Origin of the sequence: Tritonibacter multivorans, from assembly GCF_001458415.1 — a bacterium.
Lineage (GTDB): Bacteria > Pseudomonadota > Alphaproteobacteria > Rhodobacterales > Rhodobacteraceae > Epibacterium > Epibacterium multivorans.
In genome coordinates this window covers 41,384-61,421 of the sequence record NZ_CYSD01000002.1, presented here as the reverse complement: position 1 = coordinate 61,421, position 20,038 = coordinate 41,384, and the positions used below count along the sequence as shown (strand labels likewise).

21 protein-coding genes are annotated in these 20,038 nt (G+C 56.9%); 7 read left to right on the top strand and 14 right to left on the bottom strand.

Annotated elements, in window-relative coordinates; translation table 11 throughout:
• The first annotated feature begins 4 nt into the window (after positions 1-4).
• The 5 genes from TRM7557_RS00425 to TRM7557_RS00405 all read left to right on the top strand — a co-directional run bounded on the left by TRM7557_RS00425 (position 5) and on the right by TRM7557_RS00405 (position 4,991).
• Complete coding sequence (locus TRM7557_RS00425; protein ID WP_058288249.1) at positions 5-247, top strand: acyl carrier protein; 243 nt, start codon at positions 5-7, stop codon at positions 245-247.
• Entirely contained in the window at positions 240-716 is a 477-nt protein-coding gene (locus TRM7557_RS00420; RefSeq protein ID WP_058288248.1) for a 3-hydroxyacyl-ACP dehydratase FabZ family protein, read from the top strand. Before TRM7557_RS00425 ends, TRM7557_RS00420 begins: the two co-directional genes overlap by 8 nt.
• Before the next feature lie 10 nt (positions 717-726).
• Complete coding sequence (locus TRM7557_RS00415) at positions 727-2,505, top strand: thiamine pyrophosphate-binding protein (RefSeq protein ID WP_207382598.1); 1,779 nt, start codon at positions 727-729, stop codon at positions 2,503-2,505.
• 18 nt (positions 2,506-2,523) lie between these two features.
• The gene (locus tag TRM7557_RS00410; RefSeq protein WP_058288246.1) at positions 2,524-3,546 is read left to right on the top strand and encodes an N-acetylneuraminate synthase family protein; all 1,023 of its coding nucleotides are present in this window, start codon (positions 2,524-2,526) and stop codon (positions 3,544-3,546) included.
• A gap of 239 nt (positions 3,547-3,785) precedes the next feature.
• The gene (locus TRM7557_RS00405) at positions 3,786-4,991 is read left to right on the top strand and encodes an AMP-binding protein (protein WP_165592385.1); all 1,206 of its coding nucleotides are present in this window, start codon (positions 3,786-3,788) and stop codon (positions 4,989-4,991) included.
• A gap of 70 nt (positions 4,992-5,061) precedes the next feature.
• On the opposite strand, the gene TRM7557_RS00400 is transcribed toward TRM7557_RS00405, so the two are convergent.
• Together TRM7557_RS00400 and TRM7557_RS00395 are read right to left on the bottom strand one after the other, a co-directional pair.
• Positions 5,062-6,090, bottom strand: coding sequence for a TDP-N-acetylfucosamine:lipid II N-acetylfucosaminyltransferase family protein (locus tag TRM7557_RS00400; protein WP_058288244.1), 1,029 nt, complete (start codon positions 6,088-6,090; stop codon positions 5,062-5,064).
• Positions 6,091-6,262: 172 nt separating this feature from the next.
• Positions 6,263-7,362 (bottom strand): IS3 family transposase gene (locus TRM7557_RS00395; protein WP_110620091.1). Its coding sequence is split into 2 segments (ribosomal slippage): positions 6,263-7,101 and positions 7,101-7,362, totalling 1,101 coding nucleotides; the frame shifts between segments, so codons are not numbered across the junction.
• Positions 7,363-7,614: 252 nt separating this feature from the next.
• Between TRM7557_RS00395 and TRM7557_RS00385 the strand changes: the two genes are divergently transcribed.
• On the top strand, positions 7,615-8,313 hold the full coding sequence (locus tag TRM7557_RS00385; RefSeq protein ID WP_058288241.1) for a CDP-alcohol phosphatidyltransferase family protein: 699 nt from the start codon (positions 7,615-7,617) through the stop codon (positions 8,311-8,313).
• Positions 8,314-8,331: 18 nt separating this feature from the next.
• Here the strand turns inward: TRM7557_RS00385 and TRM7557_RS00380 are convergent, their stop codons facing one another.
• Positions 8,332-9,243 (bottom strand): LysR family transcriptional regulator, encoded by a 912-nt coding sequence (locus TRM7557_RS00380; RefSeq protein WP_058288240.1) that lies wholly within the window; start codon positions 9,241-9,243, stop codon positions 8,332-8,334.
• A 200-nt stretch (positions 9,244-9,443) separates the two neighbouring features.
• On the opposite strand from TRM7557_RS00380, the gene TRM7557_RS00375 reads away from it, so the two are divergent.
• Positions 9,444-10,430 carry an aldo/keto reductase gene (locus TRM7557_RS00375; RefSeq protein WP_058288239.1) on the top strand — a complete coding sequence of 329 codons (987 nt, stop codon included), beginning with the start codon at positions 9,444-9,446 and terminating at the stop codon, positions 10,428-10,430.
• Between the two features lie 32 nt (positions 10,431-10,462).
• Here TRM7557_RS00375 and TRM7557_RS00370 read toward each other — a convergent pair whose 3' ends face one another.
• The 11 genes from TRM7557_RS00370 to TRM7557_RS00320 form a co-directional block, all read right to left on the bottom strand.
• Entirely contained in the window at positions 10,463-11,995 is a 1,533-nt protein-coding gene (locus tag TRM7557_RS00370) for a cryptochrome/photolyase family protein (protein WP_058288238.1), read from the bottom strand.
• A 90-nt stretch (positions 11,996-12,085) separates the two neighbouring features.
• Entirely contained in the window at positions 12,086-12,448 is a 363-nt protein-coding gene (locus TRM7557_RS00365) for a hotdog family protein (protein ID WP_058288237.1), read from the bottom strand.
• Positions 12,442-12,798: a MaoC family dehydratase gene (locus TRM7557_RS00360; RefSeq protein WP_058288236.1), complete on the bottom strand. Its 357-nt coding sequence runs from the start codon at positions 12,796-12,798 to the stop codon at positions 12,442-12,444. Before TRM7557_RS00360 ends, TRM7557_RS00365 begins: the two co-directional genes overlap by 7 nt.
• Positions 12,791-14,281, bottom strand: coding sequence for an AMP-binding protein (locus TRM7557_RS00355; protein ID WP_058288235.1), 1,491 nt, complete (start codon positions 14,279-14,281; stop codon positions 12,791-12,793). The genes TRM7557_RS00360 and TRM7557_RS00355 overlap by 8 nt, the downstream gene beginning before the upstream one ends.
• A 5-nt stretch (positions 14,282-14,286) precedes the next feature.
• Positions 14,287-14,988: an enoyl-CoA hydratase/isomerase family protein gene (locus TRM7557_RS00350; RefSeq protein WP_235811362.1), complete on the bottom strand. Its 702-nt coding sequence runs from the start codon at positions 14,986-14,988 to the stop codon at positions 14,287-14,289.
• Positions 14,989-15,062: 74 nt separating this feature from the next.
• Positions 15,063-15,650, bottom strand: coding sequence for a TetR/AcrR family transcriptional regulator (locus TRM7557_RS00345; protein WP_235811361.1), 588 nt, complete (start codon positions 15,648-15,650; stop codon positions 15,063-15,065).
• A 32-nt stretch (positions 15,651-15,682) separates the two neighbouring features.
• Entirely contained in the window at positions 15,683-16,441 is a 759-nt protein-coding gene (locus TRM7557_RS00340) for an alpha/beta fold hydrolase (protein WP_074942170.1), read from the bottom strand.
• Entirely contained in the window at positions 16,438-17,496 is a 1,059-nt protein-coding gene (locus TRM7557_RS00335; protein ID WP_058288233.1) for a branched-chain amino acid ABC transporter permease, read from the bottom strand. The genes TRM7557_RS00340 and TRM7557_RS00335 overlap by 4 nt, the downstream gene beginning before the upstream one ends.
• A 1-nt stretch (position 17,497) precedes the next feature.
• Positions 17,498-18,529 (bottom strand): branched-chain amino acid ABC transporter permease, encoded by a 1,032-nt coding sequence (locus TRM7557_RS00330; protein ID WP_058288232.1) that lies wholly within the window; start codon positions 18,527-18,529, stop codon positions 17,498-17,500.
• A 1-nt stretch (position 18,530) separates the two neighbouring features.
• Positions 18,531-19,253, bottom strand: a complete 723-nt coding sequence (locus tag TRM7557_RS00325) for an ABC transporter ATP-binding protein (protein WP_058288231.1) — start codon at positions 19,251-19,253, stop codon at positions 18,531-18,533.
• Positions 19,246-20,010 carry an ABC transporter ATP-binding protein gene (locus TRM7557_RS00320; RefSeq protein WP_058288230.1) on the bottom strand — a complete coding sequence of 255 codons (765 nt, stop codon included), beginning with the start codon at positions 20,008-20,010 and terminating at the stop codon, positions 19,246-19,248. The genes TRM7557_RS00325 and TRM7557_RS00320 overlap by 8 nt, the downstream gene beginning before the upstream one ends.
• Between the last annotated feature and the right edge of the window lie 28 nt (positions 20,011-20,038).

The following is a 20,038-nucleotide window of genomic DNA, read 5'->3' as shown; positions in this document are numbered from 1 at the left end:
CTCCATGTCTAACCTCGACACGTACACTTCGGCCTTTGTGGATGCTTTTCGCGTGGATGCAAATCAGGTCGCGGCCCTTGCATATCAATCCATTGAACAGTGGGACAGCCTCGGCCACATGCAGCTGATGTCTGATTTGGAAGAGCGTTTCGATATCGAAATGGACATTGACGACATCACCGATTTCTCAAGCTTTTCCAAAGGAAAAGAGATCCTTGGGAAATACGGGGTGACCTTTGATGCATAATGAGCCGGGCGGCAGCAGTTTCGACATCAAAGGCATCCTGAAGGCCCAATGCAATCGTTCGCCAATGCTGTTCATCGACCGGGTTTGCGAATGTGTTCCAGGCCAATCTGCGCGAAGTGAAAAGAACTTCACCTACAATGAATGGTTCTTTCCAACGCATTACGAAGATGACCCCAACGTGCCGGGCTTTGTGCTGGTGGAAAGCCTGACGCAGTCTTTCCTGATGGCCTTTCTGTCACTCCCGGAACATTTTGGCAGTCGCACAAGCTTTCTAAACATTAAGGATGCAACGTTTCGTCGGAGAGTCGTCCCCGGTGATCGGCTAGTGATCGACTCTCAGATCGCATCTTTCAAGCGCGGCATTGCCCGTGGGACGTCCATTGGACGTGTCGACGGAGAGCTTGCGGTTTCTGCGGAGGTCACGATTGGCCTGCCAAAGATTCTGGAGCAATACAAACCCAAGACCTGAGGATAAGCCTTTGCGTTTAGCGGATTACATCGTTCAATTCATGGCCGACAAAGGTATCTTGACCCCGTTTGTCGTGACCGGGCGCGGTGCTTTGTTTTTGAACGATGCTTTGGCCAAGCATGCAGACGTTGACCCTGTTTTCACCCATCACGAACAAGGCGCGGCCTTTGCCGCCGTGGCGGGTGCAGACATTACGCAATCTGCGCAGGCCGTGATGGTGTCGACGGGCTGTGCGTCGACGAATGTTATTACCGGGGTTTTGTCGGCCTGGCAGGACCATATTCCACTGATCGTGATCTCCGGTCAGAATACCCTCAAGGAAACAACGCGGCACAGCGGCCTTCCGATCAAGACGTTTGGTCAGCAAGAAGCTGATATCGTCTCGATCGTGGAGCCGATCTGCAAATATGCGGTCATGCTCGACGATCCGAAAAACGTGCGGTTCGAACTCGAAAAGATGTTTCATCTTGCTGTGTCTGGCAATGCTGGCCCGGTTTGGCTGGACGTCCCGCTGGATATTCAGAACGCCCGGATTGAGCCTGAGGAATTGGAAGGCTATGTGCCCACGTTGGCGGACATGGCGCCGTCCGCTACAGATTTGAAGGCGTTGGAAGACGCGCTGCGCCGCGCGCAACGTCCGGTTTTCTTGATCGGGGCTGGGGTGCGTCACGCACAGGCCGAGACCCGTCTGATCGATTTTTGCCAGACCCATGCCATTCCGGTTGTGTACACCGCATCAGCCGTGGATTGCGTGCCGCTGCAGGAAGAGGTTTCCATCGGCTCTTTGGGCAGTCAGGGCTGTAGTCGTGCTGGGGCGTTTACGGTTCAAAATGCCGATCTGGTCGTGGTGCTGGGCTCGCGGCTCAATTCTTTGACGACGGGTCCGGATTTTTCGAAATTCGCCCGCGACGCCAAGATAGTTGTGGTTGATATCAGCGCGGCTGAGTTTGAAAAGGACGGGGTGCGGATCGACCGGTTTGTTCAGGCGGATTTGAGCGCCGTACTAGCCGGGCTTCAGGACGCAAAACCTGCTTTGCCAAGCCACCCGGAGTGGCTGGCGAGAGCCCAGAGCTGGAAAGCGAAGTTCACCGCGTTGATTGAATTTGAAGGTCCCGACGGCGATGTCGATCTTCATGATTTTGCCCGCAATATGGGACAGATGTTGCCGGATCGCGGCGCGCTGCTGTGTGATTCTGGGTTCATCGACGTAGTTGTGCCCACCAATGCACCGCTGAAACGAGGGCAGCGCGTGGTGCGGCCGGTGTCGCAGGGGGCCATGGGGTTCGCACTGCCTGGCGCGCTCGGCGTGGCGACCTGCACAGATCGGCCGGTGCTTTGTGCGGTTGGGGATGGCTCTATTATGATGAATATTCAGGAGCTCGACACGATCGCACGCAGCGGTGCAAATATTAAAATCGTGGTGGTTCTGAACGGCATGTACGCCATCATCAAACGGCGGCAGACAGAGCTGTTTCGCGGTCGCACGATTGGCGTTGATCCCGAAACCGGCTTGCAGGAACCCGATTTTGAACAGCTTGCGCGGGGGTTTGGGCTGCCGTTTGTCCGGGCTGAGGCCGACACCTATGTCGACCAAATCCGAGAGGCGTTCAAACAACCGGGCCCAGTCGTGATCACGCTGCCTGGCAAGCAGAACCAAGATTACATCGAAATCGGTCTTGGTCGCGATGCCAACAATCGTCTGGCGCGCCGTCCGCTGGAAGACCAAAAGCCGTTCCTCGACCGGGAGCTTTTCCGGTCCGAGATGCTGATCCCAACAATTGATGAATAAACGCGAGGCCGTGCAACCATGAAACTCAACGACGGTACGCCTCTTGCCGACTACGCCAAGCCCTATTTCGTGGCGGAGTTTAACACCAGCCACTTTGGTGATGTCGCGCTGGCCAAAGAAATGATCGAAGAATGCGCCCGGATCGGGGTGGATTGTGTGAAGTTTCAGTCGTGGTCCGCAGAGACGCTCTATTCGCAGTCCTATTACGCTGAAAACAAAATGGCGAAGCGGTTTGTAAAGAAATACGCTTTGTCAGAACAACAGCTTCTGGAACTCGCGGCCCATTGCAAATCAAAAGGCATCGGCTTTATGTCCACGCCCTATGCGGTGCCAGAGGCGCGTTTCCTTGTTGATCAATGTCACGTGCCCGCGTTGAAGATTGCGTCGATGGAAATCAACAATCTCGACTATCTTGCGGATCTTGCGCGGATGGGCAGCGCATTGATCTTGTCCACCGGAATGGCCGACCTCTGCGAGATCGAAACCGCCGTGCGTGTGGTTCAAGACGCTGGGTGCGCGGATCTTAGTGTTCTGCACTGCGTTTCACGCTACCCCATTGAAAATACTGAGGCCAACCTGCGCAATATCGCGCTGCTTAAAGACCGTCTGCCGGGCGTCGCGATTGGCTATTCTGATCACACCTTGGGACTGGACGCGCCGGTGGCGGCCGTCGCCTTGGGGGCAAGCGTGATCGAGCGTCACTTTACGTTGGACCGTTCTCGCATCGGCATGGACAACCAAATGGCGACAGAACCGGAAGAGTTCGCCGAAATGATCAAACGCTGCATGGCCACATGGCATTGCATGGGCAGAGCGGAGCGGCAGATTTCCGAAGAGGAACTGCGCCAGCGGGCAAACATGCGGCGCAGCCTTGTATATGCCGGTGATTTGGCTCCGGGGACCATGATCTCCAAAGATGATCTGATCTGCAAACGTCCGGGAACGGGCATACCGCCGACAGAGGTCGCGAGGGTCGTCGGAAAAACCTTGGTTCGTGCCGTGGAGGGCGATTTTCTGGTGCAACCAGAGGACTTCCAATGACGGCACGGGGTAAGTTGCCTGCAATTCTACAAGCCTCGCGCTGTGTCCTGACTGACGGTGACAACCGCGTGTTGGCACACGAGATTTGGGATAGGGCAAGCAGAGAACGGGCCAAAATTGGCCGCAGTCTGGTTTTGGCTTGTGTCGACAACACGTTGGATGGGATCGGGATTTACTTGAACCTCGTCTTTGGGGAAGCAGTTCCTGTGTTTTTCCCGCGAGATGCCAGGCCCGAACTCTTGGCGCGCTTCATCGCGGATTTTCAACCGAACTACCTTATTGCCCCGCTGGAGTGCGAGGCGCTGCCGGATGGGTTTACGCAGCAGTTTTCATGGGGTGCTTTCGGCGTTTTTGCCGCTGACTGTCAACGACAGCATGCGTTTCACGAAGACCTATGTTTGCTCGCCACAACCTCGGGCTCCACAGGCAGCCCCAAAGTGGTGCGGCAGAGCTTTGCGAACGTGGTTGAAAACAGCCGCCAGATTGTGACGGCGCTTGGCCTGACTTCCAAGAGCAAGGCCATTACCGCATTGCCGATTTCGTACACTTACGGGATGTCGGTCGTGAACTGTCAGGTGCTGTGCGGCGGGGACATTGTGGTCAGCGACCTTGCACCGACCCAAAAGGGTTTTCTGGAGTTGATGCTGAACGAAGGCGTGACCCTTCTGGCGGGCGTGCCGCAGACCTATGCGCAGTTGAATGCGATGCGCTTTTTTAAGTCCCGTTACGCGGCCGGGGTTCAAACCTTTTTGCAGGCAGGCGGCAAACTGGCTGCAACGCTTGAGGCGGATTTGGTGAAAAAGATCGCCCAGTCGGGGCAAGACTTTTTTATGATGTACGGTCAGGCCGAAGCCACCACCAGAATGTCCATCCTGCCAGCACGCGACTTTGGGTCTGTGACGGGCACTGCCGGTCTCGCGCTTGCGGGCGGGCGGTTTACTGTGGTTGATCACAACGGGATGGCGCTTGGCACCGGGCAGGAAGGTGAACTCTGGTATCATGGGCTGAACGTATCGCTTGGCTATGCGCGGTCTTCTGCGGATCTCAATGCGCCCGACGGTTTCAATGGTGTCCTGAAAACCGGTGACGTTGGATATGTCGATGATCAGGGGTACGTATTCATCACCGGCCGTTTGAAACGTTTTGCCAAAGTCTCAGGCCACAGCGTGAACCTCACTCACCTCGAAGAAATCCTTCAGACCGCGCTGCAGACCGAAGTCTGTTGCCTGGAAAAAGACGAGATGATTTGTGTCTGTCACACTGGCGATATCGACGTGTCGCGTTTCGAGGGCACGGTCCGCGGCGAAACAAACCTGATGCTGCGGGATTTCCGTCTTCATACGGTGCCTTGTTTTCCGAAAACGACCTCGGGCAAAATTCAGTATTCCCAGCTGGCAGAGGTTTTGTCTGACGCGACCGAAACGCCAAAACGCGTCGCAGGATAAAACTGCTTGCCGCTGAATAAGCACGGCAAGCAGTATTGTTCTGCTGAGTTCTGTTCGGTGAACGGCAGGGTTAAGCCACCCCGCAAGCGCGTTTGATTTTCTCAAAGGTCGCCAGACGGTGTTCAACGGACAGGGCGTTAATCTCTGCGATGCGATTGGGTGCGGGCGCGGATCGCATCAGCGCGTTGACGGTTGCATCGTCTTCCAAATCAAACACGTCCTGAATATCGACAAACCCATAGGTCTGAAGGTGCATATAGCCCGGGTTGACCATTTCCCGCCCGCAGGGACGTTTGATGGCTTTCTTCAGATAGACGCGGCAGTTGTTTTGATACGCAATGCTGATGGATCCAACCGCCTGTTGCCGGTCATGGCCGGCAAGAAAAATACGGGCTCTTGCCAAAAGGTCGCTATAGTCTTCTAGGCTCAGGATGTCGGTCTGCAGCGTCATACGATCGCTGAGCCCAAGCGAGGCCGCTTTTTCCAGAACGGTCTGTGTGTAGTCTTCGGTTGCGTTATAGGCGAAGGGAACATGAACCTGATACCCTTCGAATTTCTGCGCAATGTCCAGTAGATACAGATGGTTATTGGATGGGTCGCCGGAATTCCCCAAGATAATGAGGTCTTCTTTTTCTGGCGCGCTCATTTCGAGCGTGCCGTCCAGTTTGTATAAACAGCCGTGCACTTCCGGGGTGTGTAGGTCCGGATAAAGCAAGAGTTCACCGGGGGCAGTGATGACGCAGGAAAACCGGTTCATCAGCGCCATGCCACCCTTCAGCGGTGCCAGAAGATGAAGATCGCCCCCCCAAATGGACCACGCGGTTTTGATGCCCTGTGCATAGATTGCGTCGAACAGGTTGATGACGTCTTGCGTAAAGACGCCGTGAGCCACAACGATATCCTTTTCCCCAAACGACAGGTTCTTGCCAAGGATGGACGTGCGAGGGAAGATTTCCATCGTATTTTCGATGTAGGATTTTTGGTGTCCGCGCGAGTGATACATCAGGATTTCATGTTCCCCAGCATGATCGATTTCGCGCAGGTTGTTGGCGAGCGAAACAGCATGATTGCTATCAGGAATGACGTGCCAGAATTTCATGAGATTTACCGTGGTTCTGTATCCGCAAATTTCGTTCTAATTTAATGGAAGTTGATTGAGGGGGGGTTAAGGAGAGCGGGTAGTTTCGTGTTTTCGAAATTGTTTGCGGCGTCTGACCTGAGACCCGACTTTCCTCCAGCGTTTGGGAGAATCCGTCAGTTGTTTTCTGACCTCATGCGGCCTTGATTTCCAGTCTCGATTTCATTGCAAATTCCTGTGGCGTGAGATTGCCGAGGGATGAGTGAGGTCTGTTTCGGTTGTAGTCGTCCTTCCATTCGGTGATCTTCTCGCGGGCCTCGGCCAGCGAAGAGAACAGGGTTTCGTTCAAAAGCTCGTCCCGGAAGCTGCCGTTGAAACTTTCCACGAATGCGTTCTGCATTGGCTTACCTGGCGCAATGTAATGCCATTCGATCTGCGTCTCCTGGCACCATCTGAGCACCGCCATACTGGTCAGTTCCGTCCCATTGTCGCTGACAATCGTTCTGGGTCGCCCACGCCTCGCCTTGATCGCCGTCAGTTCACGCGTGACACGCTGCCCAGAAAGAGACGTGTCCGCCACCAGCGCCAGGCACTCCCGACTGAAATCGTCCACGATGGCCAAAACTCGAAACCGGCGTCCGTCAGTAAAGGCGTCAGACACGAAATCCAGGCTCCAGCGTTCGTTGGGCCTCTCTGGCACCAAAATTGGTCTGCGCGTCCCGAGTGCCCGTTTGCGACCACCACGCTTTCTGACCTGCAACTTCTCTTCGCGATAGAGCCGCCTCAGTTTCTTCTGGTTCACTTGCCAGCCCTGCCGCTGCAGCATGACATGGACACGGCGATAACCGAACCGGCGGCGTTCGGCGGCCACCGCCTTCATCGCCTTGCGCAACTCTGCATCGTCCGGGCGCACACTGCGATACCGCACGCTCGAACGATCAACGCCAAGTACAGAACACGCCCGCCGCTGGCTCACCTCGTGCTCTGTGCACAAGTGCGCCACAGCATCCCGCTTCGCGCCGGGCGTCACCACTTTCGCGAGGCGACATCCTTCAACATCGCGTTGTCCAGCATTTGCTCCGCCAATAACTTCTTCAGCTTCGCATTCTCGTCCTCAAGCGTCTTGAGCTTTCGGGCATCCGACACTTCGAGGCCACCATACTTCGCTTTCCACTTGTAGAATGTCGCCGAGCTGATCCCATGTTCACGGCACACATCTGCTGTCGCCACGCCGCTCTCCTGCTGCTTCAGGATCGCAATGATCTGCTCTTCGTTAAAACGTGATCTCTTCATTCTGTTCGTCTCCTTCGTTAGGAAGAACTCTACCCAAAATCGGAGGAGAAAACGGGGCTCAGGTCACGTCATCGATTAAGTTTGGGCCGAGGCAAAGCGATGTTTGAGGAAGAGGTGGAGCTCGACCAGTGCCGGGGATGGAACGGCGAGGCAGCTTGTCTTCGTCCGTGATGGTTGTCAGGAACGAAGGATTGATACGCTAAAGTTTGTACGCCACTTGCAAGACGGGACGAAATTCGCCATCAGGTGGGAATGTCACCTCAACTCCGCGCGCTCTCCGTCCATTTGCTTACTGCCACCGGTGCTGTTTTTGCCATGCTTGCCTTGTTGGCGGCTGTCGAAGCGAAATGGGATCTCATGTTTGTCTGGCTGGTTGTGGCCTTTGCCGTTGATGGCATCGATGGCCCGCTTGCGCGGCATTACAATGTGCGCCGTTATGCGCCCGAATTTGACGGGGTGCTGCTGGATTTGATCATCGACTATCTGACCTATGTGTTCATCCCCGCGTTTGCGCTGTTTAAGTCCGGCTTGATGGCGGGCTGGACAGGTTGGGTCGCGATTATTGTCATCACGTTTGCTTCGGCGATGTATTTTGCGGACACCCGTATGAAGACAAAGGACAATTCCTTTGCGGGGTTCCCTGGGTGCTGGAACATGCTGGTTCTGGTTATCTTTGCCCTGGAGCCCAGCCACTGGGTGTGTCTGGCGCTGGTCACGGCGCTGGCGGCGTCCATGTTCGTGCCACTCAAGTTCATCCATCCGGTTCGCACGGAGCGCTGGCGCAAGCTGTCTTTGCCAATGGCGATCGCTTGGACCTTCTTTGCAGGCTGGGCGGCCTGGGTCGATTTCCACCCGCAAAGCTGGGCCCATTGGGGGCTTGTTGTGACCTCGGTTTACCTGCTGGTTGTTGGCATGGTGCAACAGCTCATTCCGGCCCGCAAGCGCAGCTGAATTTGCGCCGCAATGGGGCTAGATCTGCGATAGTTGGTTGTTGCGGCGCATGATGTTCGTCAAGGCGCGCAGGCCGGGGTGATTGTGGCGGCGGCTGCCGTAGTAGATATACAAGGGTTCGCCCGCCGCGGCATAATCATCCAGCACGATCTTAAGGCTGCCTTCAGCCAATTCTGGCGCAATCCGGGCTTCCAACAAATAAGCCAGGCCCAAACCTGCCTTTGCCGCTGTTATCGTGGTTGCGGTATCTTTGACAGTAATATTGCCGGGTACACGCCACGCGCGCTCTGCCGTGCCGTCGCGCAGTTCCCAAGCATAGTTTGAATTGTCGCCCAGCTGCAATTGAAGGCATGTGTGGTCTTTTAGGTCTTCCGGGGTCTGCGGGATAGATCGGGCATCGAGATAAGACGGCGCGGCGACCACGACCCAGCGATGGGGACCAGTGAGGGGAACCGCAACCATGTCTTCTGGCACATGGTGACCATAACGGATGCCTGCATCATAGCCTTCTTCCACGATGTCGATGGGCCGTTCCTCGACCGCGACGGTCAATCGAACGTCGGGAAAACGGCGCGCGAATTCGGGCAGAGCAGGGGCGATCAGCATATGGGCCGCATCTGCAAACGCATTGATCCGCAGCTCGCCAAACCGCGCGGCACCGGGGGCTTGAATGGCGTGAACAGCGCCATCGATTGTGTCGAACCCGTCAGCCAGACTTTCTGCCAGGTCTTGTCCAAGGTCGGTGGGCATGACAGAGCGGCTGGTTCGGTTCAAGAGCTTTGCCCCCAGTTTTTCCTCGAGCCGCCGAATGGCGTGGCTGGCGGCTGACGGGGTCACGCCGAGTTCGATTGCCGCGGCGGTAAAGCTCTGACGGCGCACGATTGTCAGAAACAACCGCAGATCTGCGAGGTTAGTGCGATCAGAGAGCATTTTCTGTGAACTTGCCTCATTCGAAGAATGAACTGCATTCAATCAATATCCGTCCCGCTTGGCCCTGTTCAAGTGTAACTTTGGATCATGGCCCTTGATCAGGCAGGCCGGGGGCAGTCTGGCGCGCGCGACCCTCCCATCGTGTGCTCTGTCTCCGGCATCTGGCCAATTACAGTCATTCCGCAATGAGGAGCACATCCATGAAAACCAGACCCTTTGGCCGGACAGGTCATGACGTTTCCGAAATCGGCTTTGGTGCTTGGGCCATCGGCGGCAGCTGGGGCGATGTGTCGGCTTCGGATGCGAAACAGGCGGTGCATGCGGCATTGGATGCGGGCATGACCTTTATCGACACGGCTGATGTTTATGGTGATGGCCGTTCCGAACGCATTATCGCAGAGGTTCTAAAGGAACGCGGCGGTACACGCCCCTTTGTTGCGACAAAGGCGGGCCGACGTCTTTCCCCCCATGTCGCGGCGGGTTTCACAAAGGAAAACCTTACCGCTTTTGTGGACCGTTCGCGCGACAATCTTCAGATGGAGTGTCTAGATCTGGTGCAGCTGCATTGCCCCCCAAGCGAGGTTTTCTATCAGCCAGATGTGTTTGATATCATGGAAGGTCTGGTTCAGGACGGCAAGATCAAGGGATATGGGGTATCGGTTGAAAAAGTCGAAGAGGCCCTGAAAGCGATCGAATATCCGGGCGTTATGTCTGTTCAGATCATCTACAATATTTTCCGGCAGCGCCCTGCGGGTCTGTTTTTCCGAGAGGCCAAGGCACGCAATATTGCGACGATTGTCCGTGTGCCTTTGGCGTCGGGTCTGTTGACGGGCAAGATGACGGCTGAAACCCGTTTTGCGCCGGATGATCACCGCGCTTTCAACCGCAATGGTGAAGAGTTCGACAAGGGCGAGACATTTGCCGGCGTGCCATACGAGTTGGCGCTGGAGGTTGTTGAAGACATCCGAGATCTGGTCCCTGAAGGCGTCAGCATGGCACAGTTTGCGTTGCGTTGGATCCTGATGGAGGAGGCGGTGACTGTGGTTATTCCCGGTGCCAAATCCGATGTGCAAGCCCGTGCAAACGCTGCGGCCAGCGCACTCCCTCCGGTCTCCGATGAAGCGATGACCGTCTTGCGCAGCCTGTACCAAACCCGCATCGCACCCCATGTGCATCACTATTGGTAAGTGCATCCGTGCTGGCCGTTTTATGCGGCAAGTCAGACGTTTTCGCGGTTTTCCAAAGCCTGAAAGAAACGTGCGCTGTCAGCGCGGCTGGCGGCGCGCTTTTCGTCGCTCATCCGGTCTAGGGTCTTAAAGACAAACCCAAGGCGCGGGTTGCCGCGCAGTTTTCCACCATTGCGCTGCATAAAGTCCCAGTAGAGATAGTTAAACGGGCAGGCTTTGGGGCCGTTCTTGAGGCCGACTTTGTACGAGCAGCTGTTGCAGTAATTCGACATCTTTTTGATATAAGCGCCACTTGCGGCATAGGGTTTCGACGCAAGCGTGCCGCCGTCCGCAAACAGTACCATGCCGTGGACATTGGGCAGCTCGACCCATTCAAAGGCGTCGGCATAGACCAAGAGATACCAGTCATTGACCTGATCCGGATCCAGACCGGCCAGAAGCGCAAAATTGCCCAACACCATCAGCCGTTGAATGTGGTGGGCATAGGCGTTCTGCTTGGTCTCCAAAATGCATTGACGCAGGCAGTTCATTTTTGTTTGCCCGGTCCAATACAGATCCGGCAAATCCCGTTTGGCTGCAAAGAAATTGGTGCCTTTGTAGTGGGGCATTTTGAGCCAGTAGATCCCGCGCACGTATTCTCGCCAGCCAAGAATTTGACTGATAAACCCTTCGACCGAATTGAGCGGCGCCTGTCCGCGATGGTAGGCCTGTTCGGCGGCGCGGATGCATTCCAGCGGCTGTAGAAGACCAACGTTCAGGTAAAGCGCGATGTGGCTGTGGAACATCCATGGCTGGCCCTGAACCATGGCATCTTGGTAGTCTCCAAACTGGTTCAGCCGCTGATTGATAAACATCTCAAGCGCGCCCAAGGCGCCTTCTCGTGTCACGGCGAAAGAAAACGGGAACAGATCGCCAAAATGATCCGCAAAATGCACGTCGACCAGCGACAGGACATCCTGGGTGATCGCATCCGGCGGCATGTCGAAAGGGTCCGGAACGTCCAGCCCCTCTTTCGGGGGTTTGCGGTTTTCGCTGTCGTAGTTCCACTGACCACCAATCGGGCCGTCGACGTCCATCAAAACCTGATGTTTGCGGCGCATCTCGCGATAGAAATACTCCATGCGGAGTTGCTTGCGACCGCTTGCCCAGGTTGTGAAATCTTCGTGCGTTGCAAGGAACCGCGTATCTGGCCGAATGGAGACCGGGACGTTGAACTCTCTGCCCCATGACTGGATCTCTGCCAAAAGCCTGTGTTCTCCGGGTTCTGTGACAACGATTCCGTCGATGTGCAGGTCTTTCAGGGCGGCGTTGACCTCGCCGCGCAGGCTGCCTTGGTTCTGGGGGGCATCATAAGGGATGTAGCGGACGTTCAGGCCGCGATCCGTCAGTGACTGTGCAAAATGCCGCATAGCCGAGAAGACAAAGGCGATCTTTTTCTTGTGGTGTTTGACATAGGTGGCTTCGGAGCGGACCTCGCACATCAGGATAACATCTTGCGATGATGCGTCTTTTAGGCAGGAGATGTGTGATGAGAGTTGATCGCCGAGGATCAGTCGAAGCTTCATTGCGCCGTCCCTTTATTTGTCAGAAGACTACGTCGCGGCGGCGGGTTTGGATCACGGATCTTGATCCAAGTCACAAGCGGGGATGCTTGGTCAAAAGGCGTTCGGCACATCCTTTGCTTTGACCAGACTGCGGCCTTCGCAAATGAGGCGGCCGTCGATCGTGCGGCAGGTTGCACACAGGTCCACCAGATGTTTTTCCGGGCGAAGGCGGATGATTTCAACGCGGGCTTCCAAAGGGGTGTTGAGCGGGGCAGGCGTTTTGAACCTCAGCTCTTGCTTGAGGTAATTGGTTCCAAAACCGGGCAGTTCCATACCCAAGAGTTGCGAAAACAGGGCCGCGATCAGGGGTTCGGGAACGGCTTTTACGGAGGCGGAACTTAATGCGGCAAACGCGTGCAGGTCGTCTTGGGAATAGCTGCGCACAAGATGCGCAGATTCGCCAACAGTTAGCATTCGACCCTCGCTTCGCCGATCAGGCAGGCGGCATTGTCGTGGACACGCGTTGCGCGCATGCTGAGCTGACCCGGGCTGTGTTCGCGGACCGTCAAGAGCAGCGGTTCGCCGGCAAAAGCCGGGTTGGGAAACATCAGATCTTGCTGCGTTTGGGAAAGGTTGGGGATGTGATGATGCAGCAATCCCCAGAGCTTGGAATAAATCAGCATCCCGTGGCTCACAGTGCGTCCAAACTGGGTTTTTGCGCAGAATTCGGGGTCCACATGGATGGCGTTTTCGTCGCCGGACAATGTGGCAAAGGCGTCAAATTCCGCCTGCGTTGGTGTCCAGTGCTGCTGCAGATCAATCATGCTGAAACGCCTTCAGAAGGTCAGGCTTGCACACTTTGCCAGCCGCCGTTCGGGGCAGGTCAGTGACAATGCGGGCGTGCGCCGGAACCTTGTAGGACGCAAGGCGGTCCCGGCACCAAGGGCGCAGAGTGTCCGGCGCAAGTGTTGCGCCCGGGCGCAGCAGTAGAAATGCAGCACCGACCTCGCCCCATTTTGCATCGGGCACACCGATAACAGCTGCTTCGAGCACCGCCGGATGCGTATGCAACACCCGTTCCACTTCGGCCGGATAAACGTTTTCACCGCCCGAGATGAACATGTCTTTGATGCGGTCCACGATAAAGTAATACCCATCCGCATCGCGCCGTGCGACGTCGCCCGTGGCCAGCCAGCCATCAGATGTGAAGGCTGCCGCCGTGGCTTCGGGATTTGCGAAGTACCCCGGTGTTATGCCGGGGCCACGCAGGAGCAATTCGCCAACCCCCTCTGCGCCCTCCGGAACGCTGTCCAGCCGAACCTCGGCCAGGCTTTGTGGCTTTCCGACCGACCCGATTTTCTGCGTTGCATGTTCAGGGTCCATCAGAAAAACGGTTGGACCAGTTTCGGTCATCCCCATACCGTTCAGAACTTTCGCACCGAGCTCTCCATAGAAACGGATCAAAGGTTCCGGCAGCGGAGCGCCGCCACAGCCGCAGCGAATGCGGGACCAGTCCAGCCCCCCAATTTGACGCAGGAGCGACAGCTCTTGGTAGACGGCGGGGACCGCAAAAAACTGCGTGATCTGCCCTGAAGCGAGCAGCTCCGTGACCGCCGCAGCGTCGAATTTTGGCAGGATCGTGGAAGCGCCTCCGGTCAGGAATACCGGCAGGGAATAGAGGTTGATGCCAGCCGTATGGAAAAGGGGCAAGAAGCACACTGCGCGGTCGTCCGATGTCATGTCGATGGCCTGCCCGATGTTGACGGTGTTTGCCCAGGCCATCCGGGCCGTCTGGACAACAGATTTCGGCAGGCCGGTGGTTCCAGATGTGAACAACAGATACCAAGGTCGCTCTGCCGGGATGGGCTGTGTCACAGGGGGGGCGTCGGCGTCGATCCAGCCAGCGAGGTCTTTTTCAATGGACAAAAGCGGCACGTCCATCTGCGCCGCGATCTTTTGGGCTGTGTCCTGAAACGCCGTATCCGCAAGCAACAGTGAGATGCCGACCTGTTCTATGGTTTCAGTCAATTCAAGCGCGGGCTGGCGCCAGTTCAGCGGACAGAGGATTATTCCGGTTTTTTGGCAGGCAAACAGTGCCACAAAAAACTCAGCCCGGTTCTGGCAGAGAATGGCCAGGCGGTCGCCTTCAGCCAGCCCTTGTGCGCGCAGGCCTGCGGCGGTGGCGTCTGCCGCCTCGTTGATTTGCCGGAAACTCCAATCGCGCCCACTGGTGGTGTCCGCAAAGGCCAATCTGTCTGGGGTAAGCTCCGCCCGTTTTGCGGCCATATCTGGGATCTCGTCAAACATTTTCCTCATCCAATGTTTTCAAGAAATGTCTGCATCAGGGATTGCGTGCGCCCCCGTCCGATCAATTGCCGGAAGGCTTTGGCTTCTGCGCTCAGGCCGGACTTTATCGCCTCGCGGCGCACAGCGTTCCAGAACAAGGATTTGGTTGCGAGCGCGGAGGCGACATCAATGCCGTCCAACAGATCCTGTGCGCGATCTTCAGGCGCAGCCGCAATATCCTGAATCAGTCCCAGCCGGTGCAGTTCTTCAGCCATTTTCCTTTGGTTCGCCATCAGCCAACTGCGGGCAACCGCGCGACCGACCAAATCCGGAAGCAGCGCGGTCCAGCCCCCGTCCGGCGCAAATCCTACGGTCCCATAATAGGGCTGTACAAAGGCATCAGGGGCGGCAACCGCAAGATGAGAGGCAAACAGCAGACCAGCAGATCCGCCGGTCGCGGCCCCTCGAACGGCGGTTGCGAACAGCACCGGCATCTCGATCATTCTAAGGACCAGCGATTGCAAGGGTGGCACGACCTTGTCGCTGTAGTCTTCGGCATGTCCTGAGTGGGCGGCGTCATAAAACCGCGCCACATCACCGCCGGTGGAAAAATGCCGTCCGCCGGTGATCAATGCCTTTTGGATCCCCGAGGTTTCCAGCGCATCAAAAGCGCTGTGAAGCGCCGCCAAAATCTCGGGCGCGAGAGCATTGGCACGCGGGGCCTGCATAGAGATTGCAAAGAAAGGTTCGCCCCCGGGAAGCGTTTCTTGGCGAAACCTTACAAGATCCGTCGCAAGGTTCGTCATGGCGCCATGCCATTGCATATGAATTTATGCGCCTCGGTGACGATCCGGTCGATGTCTGCGCCGTCCTCCCAAAGCACGAAACGTTCGCCCAGGGTTTTGGCGATGCCCATCAGTGCCCAGGCACGCACCTCGGCATTGCCGGGGGCCAGCTCTCCTTTTTCCACAGCGGCCTCCAGCTGTTCGGCATAGGCCTGCCCAAATTCCATATAGTAGGTCCGGTAGGCGTCCGGGTCGACAAAACGGGCTTCTTCCACGATGCGGTACTGCATGGGCCGTTCTCGGATGACCATGAGGTAGGCTTCAAGACCCGCACGTTCCGCTTCCAGCCGGTTTGTCGTGTGAGAGATCCGCTCGGCAGCCTGTGACCTTGTGGCTTGGCCCATGTCCTCAACCAGTTCGCGAAACAACTCGTCCTTGCCAGAGAAATAGATGTAGAAGGTCCCAAGGGCCGTGTCGGCGGCGCGGGTGATATCCGCGATCGACGCCGCTGCAAATCCTTTTTCCCCGATCACCTGTTCTGCCGCAGCGAGAATTTTCGCCCGACGTTCCACACCGCGTTTGGTTTTCGGTTTAGGGGCGGTCATTTTGTTCATCTTGGGTCTTTCTTGGTCGTTTTTCATCTTGGCGCGCACTCTATGACAGCAAAGCGCCGCAAGGCCTCGCAAAAGGTCTCGGGCTCTTCGATGTGAGGAGAATGGCCCGAATTCCGAAAACTCTCTACGCGGGCCTGTTGCGCGGTTTGGGCGATCCAACGCCCGACATCGGCACTGTATAGTCTGCTCTGCATGCCGGTGCAGACCAGATAGGGGATATCGATCTTTGCGATGGTCTTGCGTTCGTCGAGGGCAGTGAGATCGTCCCACAATGGGCGCAAACGTTCTGGGTCTTGCGCCCGAAGGAAGGCCCGCATGGCCGTGTTCTGATGGGCGTCTTCGGCATCTGTGGCGTACATATTGCGGATGATGCTGTTGACCATGCGATGCCAGTTCGGCTCGATCTTGGACGAGGTGGCGAGGATGTCTTCTGCAGATTGCCCAAGCAGGCCAAGGTCCCAATCGGTGTCCGGTAGCATCCGGGGGCTCATGTCGATGGTCACCAACCCTCTGACACCAGAGGTTCCATAGCGGGAAATGTATCGCCATGCGACGGCAGCGCCCATTGACCAGCCAACGACAATTGGGCGGTCGAGTTCCGCAATGCCCCACCGGGTCAGTTCCACACAGCTGTCTAAGTTCGGCGCATCCGTCGGGTTGACGCCATGCCCCGGCAGATCCGGGGCGTGGCAATCAAAGTCCGGGCCCAGGCAGGTGGCCAGGTTTTGGAAAATTGCCCCATCCATCGCCCAACCATGCAGAAAGAGGATCGGAATGCTCATGCGCGATGCTGCTCCCGCAGGCGTCCGACAATGCCGGTGGGGAAGAAATAGACGCTCAGAATGAACAGGATGCCCAGCCACATGAGCCAACGGTCTGCGTCCAGCAGTTCGGGGATCAGCGGCAGTCCCGAGGTCGCCTCGGCGGCAGTGCCCATCAGGTTTTGCAGATAAGTTTGTGCCAGAATGAAAAGGGTTGCCCCAATGACCGCGCCGTAAATGGTGCCCATACCGCCGATCACAACCATCAGAAGGATATCGAGCATAATCTCGAAGCTGAGCGTTGTGTCGGGGCCCACATAGCGCAGCCAGATCGCAAAGAGACTTCCGGCGAGCGCCGCTGTAGCAGCCGACAGGCAGGTCGCCATCGTGCGATACCAAACCACGCGATACCCAATCGCTTCGGCGCGGAAGTCGTTTTCACGGATTGCCTGTAAGACCCGGCCAAACGGCGAATTTACGATGCGCAGAAGCAGTAGGAACAGGATCAGCGATACGAAGAAGATCAGATAGTAGTTCAGGATCTTGCCGCTGATCTTGGTGCCCATGATCTCTCCCAAACGATTGGCCGAGGTCAGCACCCGGGGGATTTTATAGGTCAGCCCGTCTTCCCCGCCGGTAAGGCCCGAGAATTGCGACACAAGAACCGCCACGGCGGACGCGACGGCCAATGTGATCATGGCGAAAAAGATCGCGCGCACGCGCAGGCTGAACAGGCCGATCAGCAGGGCTAAGATCACAGCGGCCAAAGCGCCTGCGACCGACCCCACAAGGAGCGCATCAAAACCGCGGCCCATATGGATCGACGCCAGTGCAACGCCATAAGCGCCAAGGCCAAAGAACATCGTATGGGCAAAACTGACGATGCCGCTGTAGCCCAGAAGCAGGTCATAGCTTGCCACCAGAAGGATAAAGATGCAGATCCGCGCGGCCGTGTCCAAGGGGCGCACGCCGTCAAAGATAAACGGCGCGCCCGCAAGGCAGATCAGGATCACCAGCAGCAGGGCGGTCAGCACTCTGGAGCGTGGCTTGTCTCCGGACAGAAGTTTTACAATCATATCATTTCGCCTTCACGACAGGCAGCATGCCTTGGGGGCGCCACATCAAGATTGCGGTCATCAGTGCAATATTGGACACCAGCGCCAGTTTGGGTTCCAGAAAGGCCACGTAGTTCTGTAACAGCCCCACGAGCAACGCGCCGATGAAAGCGCCCTCTACGGAACCGAGCCCGCCGATAATGGCCACGATAAACACAAGCACCATCATCCGTTCGCCCATATTGGCGGTGATCACCTCCTGATAGAGGCCCCACATCACCCCACCCAAACCCGCAAGCGCAGAACCTGCGATAAAGACGCCGACAAATACGACACGCAACCGATAACCGAGGGCTTCGACCATTGGTCCGTTCTCAACACCAGCGCGCACGATCAGACCGATTTTGGTGCGACGCAGGACAATGCGCATGGCCAGAAAAAGCACGAGACCCACAGCCACAGCCAGCAGTCTATACCGCTCCAGGGCCGCGCCAGCGAAGGTGACAGCGCCTTTCAGCATTTCGGGCCGGTTGATGAAAATCTCGTCAGGGCCCCAGACCACATGTATCAGCTGCTCGATGACGATGAGGCCGCCCACAGTGACAAGGATCTGTTTGAGATGCGCACCGTAAACCGGTTTGACGATGACACGTTCAAACCCCCATCCCAGCGCACCCGTCACAGCCATCGCGGCCACAACCGCGAGGAAAATCGCAGACATGTTCAGCACAAGCGAGGCGGCACCGGTCCAGTCCCCTAGGGCGATCAGGACCGAAACGCCGACAAAGGCGCCGACGGAAATAAAGGCGCCGTGTCCGAAGTTGATGACATCCATGAGGCCAAAAACAAGCGTCAGCCCCGATGCCATGATGAAGATCATCATCCCCATAGCGAGGCCGGACACAGTGAGGGTCAGCCAGGACGATGGCGCGCCAATTGCGAAGAACCCCAGTACCACAAGGATCGGCACCAACAGCAAGGGCAAAGAGGCGTCCAATCGCTCTGTCAGGCTGAGCCGGGCAAAAGTTGGGCGATGATCCGGAGCAGCAGTCATGTCAATGTGCCTCCATGCTGAGACCCATCAGCCGTTCCTGAAGGTCTTTGTCGGTGGCAAGATCCGCCATGGCGCCTGTCCAGATAACGCGGCCCTCGTCCATGACGGCGGCGGTGTCGCCAAGCGCTTTTGCAACGGAGAAGTTCTGTTCCACCAACAGGATCGACGCGCCCTGTGCCTTCAGTTCACGCAGCGCTTGCGCCATGGTGGAGACAATTGCCGGGGCGAGGCCTTTGGTGGGCTCGTCAATCAGATAGAGCGTACGGTCTTCGGCCATTGCCCTGGCGATCGACAGCATCTGTTTCTGGCCACCGGACAGATTGCCCGCCTCGCTTGTCCAAAATGTGCCGAGGGCAGGGAAGGCGTTGAGAAGCCACTCTTTGCGTTTTGGGTCCATCGGGCCAGAGGTCGCGCCAAGAACCATATTCTCCTCGACTGTCAGGTCGGCAAATATGCCCATGTCTTCAGGCACAAACCCAATTCCTGCACGTGCGCGTGCCGACACAGCCATCTGGGTCATGTCTTGGCCATCAAAGGAAATCTCGCCGGATTTGCAGGTCCACTGACCCATAATGGTTTTTAAGGTGGTGGTTTTGCCCACGCCATTGCGCCCCAAAAGCATGGTCACCTGGCCTTTGGGTACCTCCAGATCCACACCTTGCAGGATATGATACTGCGCGATGTCGGTGTGCACGTTGTTAAGGGACAGGATCGGATCAGACATGTTCCAGATCCTTTCCCATATACGCTTCCTGTACGATGTCCGACGCCATGACTGACTCGGGCTCTCCGTCTGCGGCAAGGGCGCCATTGTGTAAGACGATGATGCGGTCCGCCAGGGTGCGGATCACGTCCATTTTGTGTTCAACCAGAAGAACCGTGCGCTGTCTGTCGGCTTTGATCTCTGCGATCAGGTCAAGGATCACCGGCGCTTCGTCCACGCTCATGCCTGCGGTTGGTTCATCAAACATATAGACCATCGGATCGAGCCCCAACAGCAGCGCCACTTCCAGCTTGCGCTGATCCCCATGAGACAGTTCCGAAACCAGCTGATGTTTCTGCGTATCCAGACGCACGCGTTCAAGAATTGCTGTGGCCGCAACAGTCAATTCGACATGGCCATCCGCCATTGAAAACAGACCAAACCCCTTGTGATGGCGGGACTGAATGACCAGGCGGATGTTTTCCAGAACCGAAAGGTTGGGAAAGAGGTTGGTGAGCTGAAAGGCCCGCCCCAGCCCCCGTCGGCACCGGTCTGCGACACCCAGCCGGGTGATATCTTCGCCCAGCAGTTTAACGGTGCCGGAGCTGGCCGGAATCTGCCCCGAAATCAGGTTGAAGTAGGTTGTTTTACCAGCCCCATTGGGGCCTACGATCGCGGTGAGCTCTCCGGCGCGGAAACTGCACGAGACAGCATCAACAGCCACGTGGCCTCCGAACCGTACGGTCAGCGCGTCGGTCTGCAATAAAGTCTGGGTCATTTGTCCTGGTCCCTGTCTGCAAGGGGCA

Excerpts from the sequence above, each read along its gene's own strand:
- TRM7557_RS00420 (WP_058288248.1), top strand. The coding sequence starts at position 240 with ATGCATAATGAGCCGGGCGGCAGCAGTTTCGACATCAAAGGCATCCTG.
- TRM7557_RS00335 (WP_058288233.1), bottom strand. The coding sequence starts at position 17,496 with ATGATTGTAAAACTTCTGTCCGGAGACAAGCCACGCTCCAGAGTGCTG.
- TRM7557_RS00325 (WP_058288231.1), bottom strand. The coding sequence starts at position 19,253 with ATGTCTGATCCGATCCTGTCCCTTAACAACGTGCACACCGACATCGCG.
- TRM7557_RS00375 (WP_058288239.1), top strand. The coding sequence starts at position 9,444 with ATGAAAACCAGACCCTTTGGCCGGACAGGTCATGACGTTTCCGAAATC.
- TRM7557_RS00425 (WP_058288249.1), top strand. The coding sequence starts at position 5 with ATGTCTAACCTCGACACGTACACTTCGGCCTTTGTGGATGCTTTTCGC.
- TRM7557_RS00330 (WP_058288232.1), bottom strand. The coding sequence starts at position 18,529 with ATGACTGCTGCTCCGGATCATCGCCCAACTTTTGCCCGGCTCAGCCTG.
- TRM7557_RS00360 (WP_058288236.1), bottom strand. The coding sequence starts at position 12,798 with ATGATTGATCTGCAGCAGCACTGGACACCAACGCAGGCGGAATTTGAC.
- TRM7557_RS00400 (WP_058288244.1), bottom strand. The coding sequence starts at position 6,090 with ATGAAATTCTGGCACGTCATTCCTGATAGCAATCATGCTGTTTCGCTC.
- TRM7557_RS00370 (WP_058288238.1), bottom strand. The coding sequence starts at position 11,995 with ATGAAGCTTCGACTGATCCTCGGCGATCAACTCTCATCACACATCTCC.
- TRM7557_RS00340 (WP_074942170.1), bottom strand. The coding sequence starts at position 16,441 with ATGAGCATTCCGATCCTCTTTCTGCATGGTTGGGCGATGGATGGGGCA.
- TRM7557_RS00350 (WP_235811362.1), bottom strand. The coding sequence starts at position 14,988 with ATGCAGGCCCCGCGTGCCAATGCTCTCGCGCCCGAGATTTTGGCGGCG.
- TRM7557_RS00380 (WP_058288240.1), bottom strand. The coding sequence starts at position 9,243 with ATGCTCTCTGATCGCACTAACCTCGCAGATCTGCGGTTGTTTCTGACA.
- TRM7557_RS00320 (WP_058288230.1), bottom strand. The coding sequence starts at position 20,010 with ATGACCCAGACTTTATTGCAGACCGACGCGCTGACCGTACGGTTCGGA.
- TRM7557_RS00355 (WP_058288235.1), bottom strand. The coding sequence starts at position 14,281 with ATGTTTGACGAGATCCCAGATATGGCCGCAAAACGGGCGGAGCTTACC.
- TRM7557_RS00410 (WP_058288246.1), top strand. The coding sequence starts at position 2,524 with ATGAAACTCAACGACGGTACGCCTCTTGCCGACTACGCCAAGCCCTAT.
- TRM7557_RS00345 (WP_235811361.1), bottom strand. The coding sequence starts at position 15,650 with ATGACCGCCCCTAAACCGAAAACCAAACGCGGTGTGGAACGTCGGGCG.
- TRM7557_RS00385 (WP_058288241.1), top strand. The coding sequence starts at position 7,615 with ATGTCACCTCAACTCCGCGCGCTCTCCGTCCATTTGCTTACTGCCACC.
- TRM7557_RS00365 (WP_058288237.1), bottom strand. The coding sequence starts at position 12,448 with ATGCTAACTGTTGGCGAATCTGCGCATCTTGTGCGCAGCTATTCCCAA.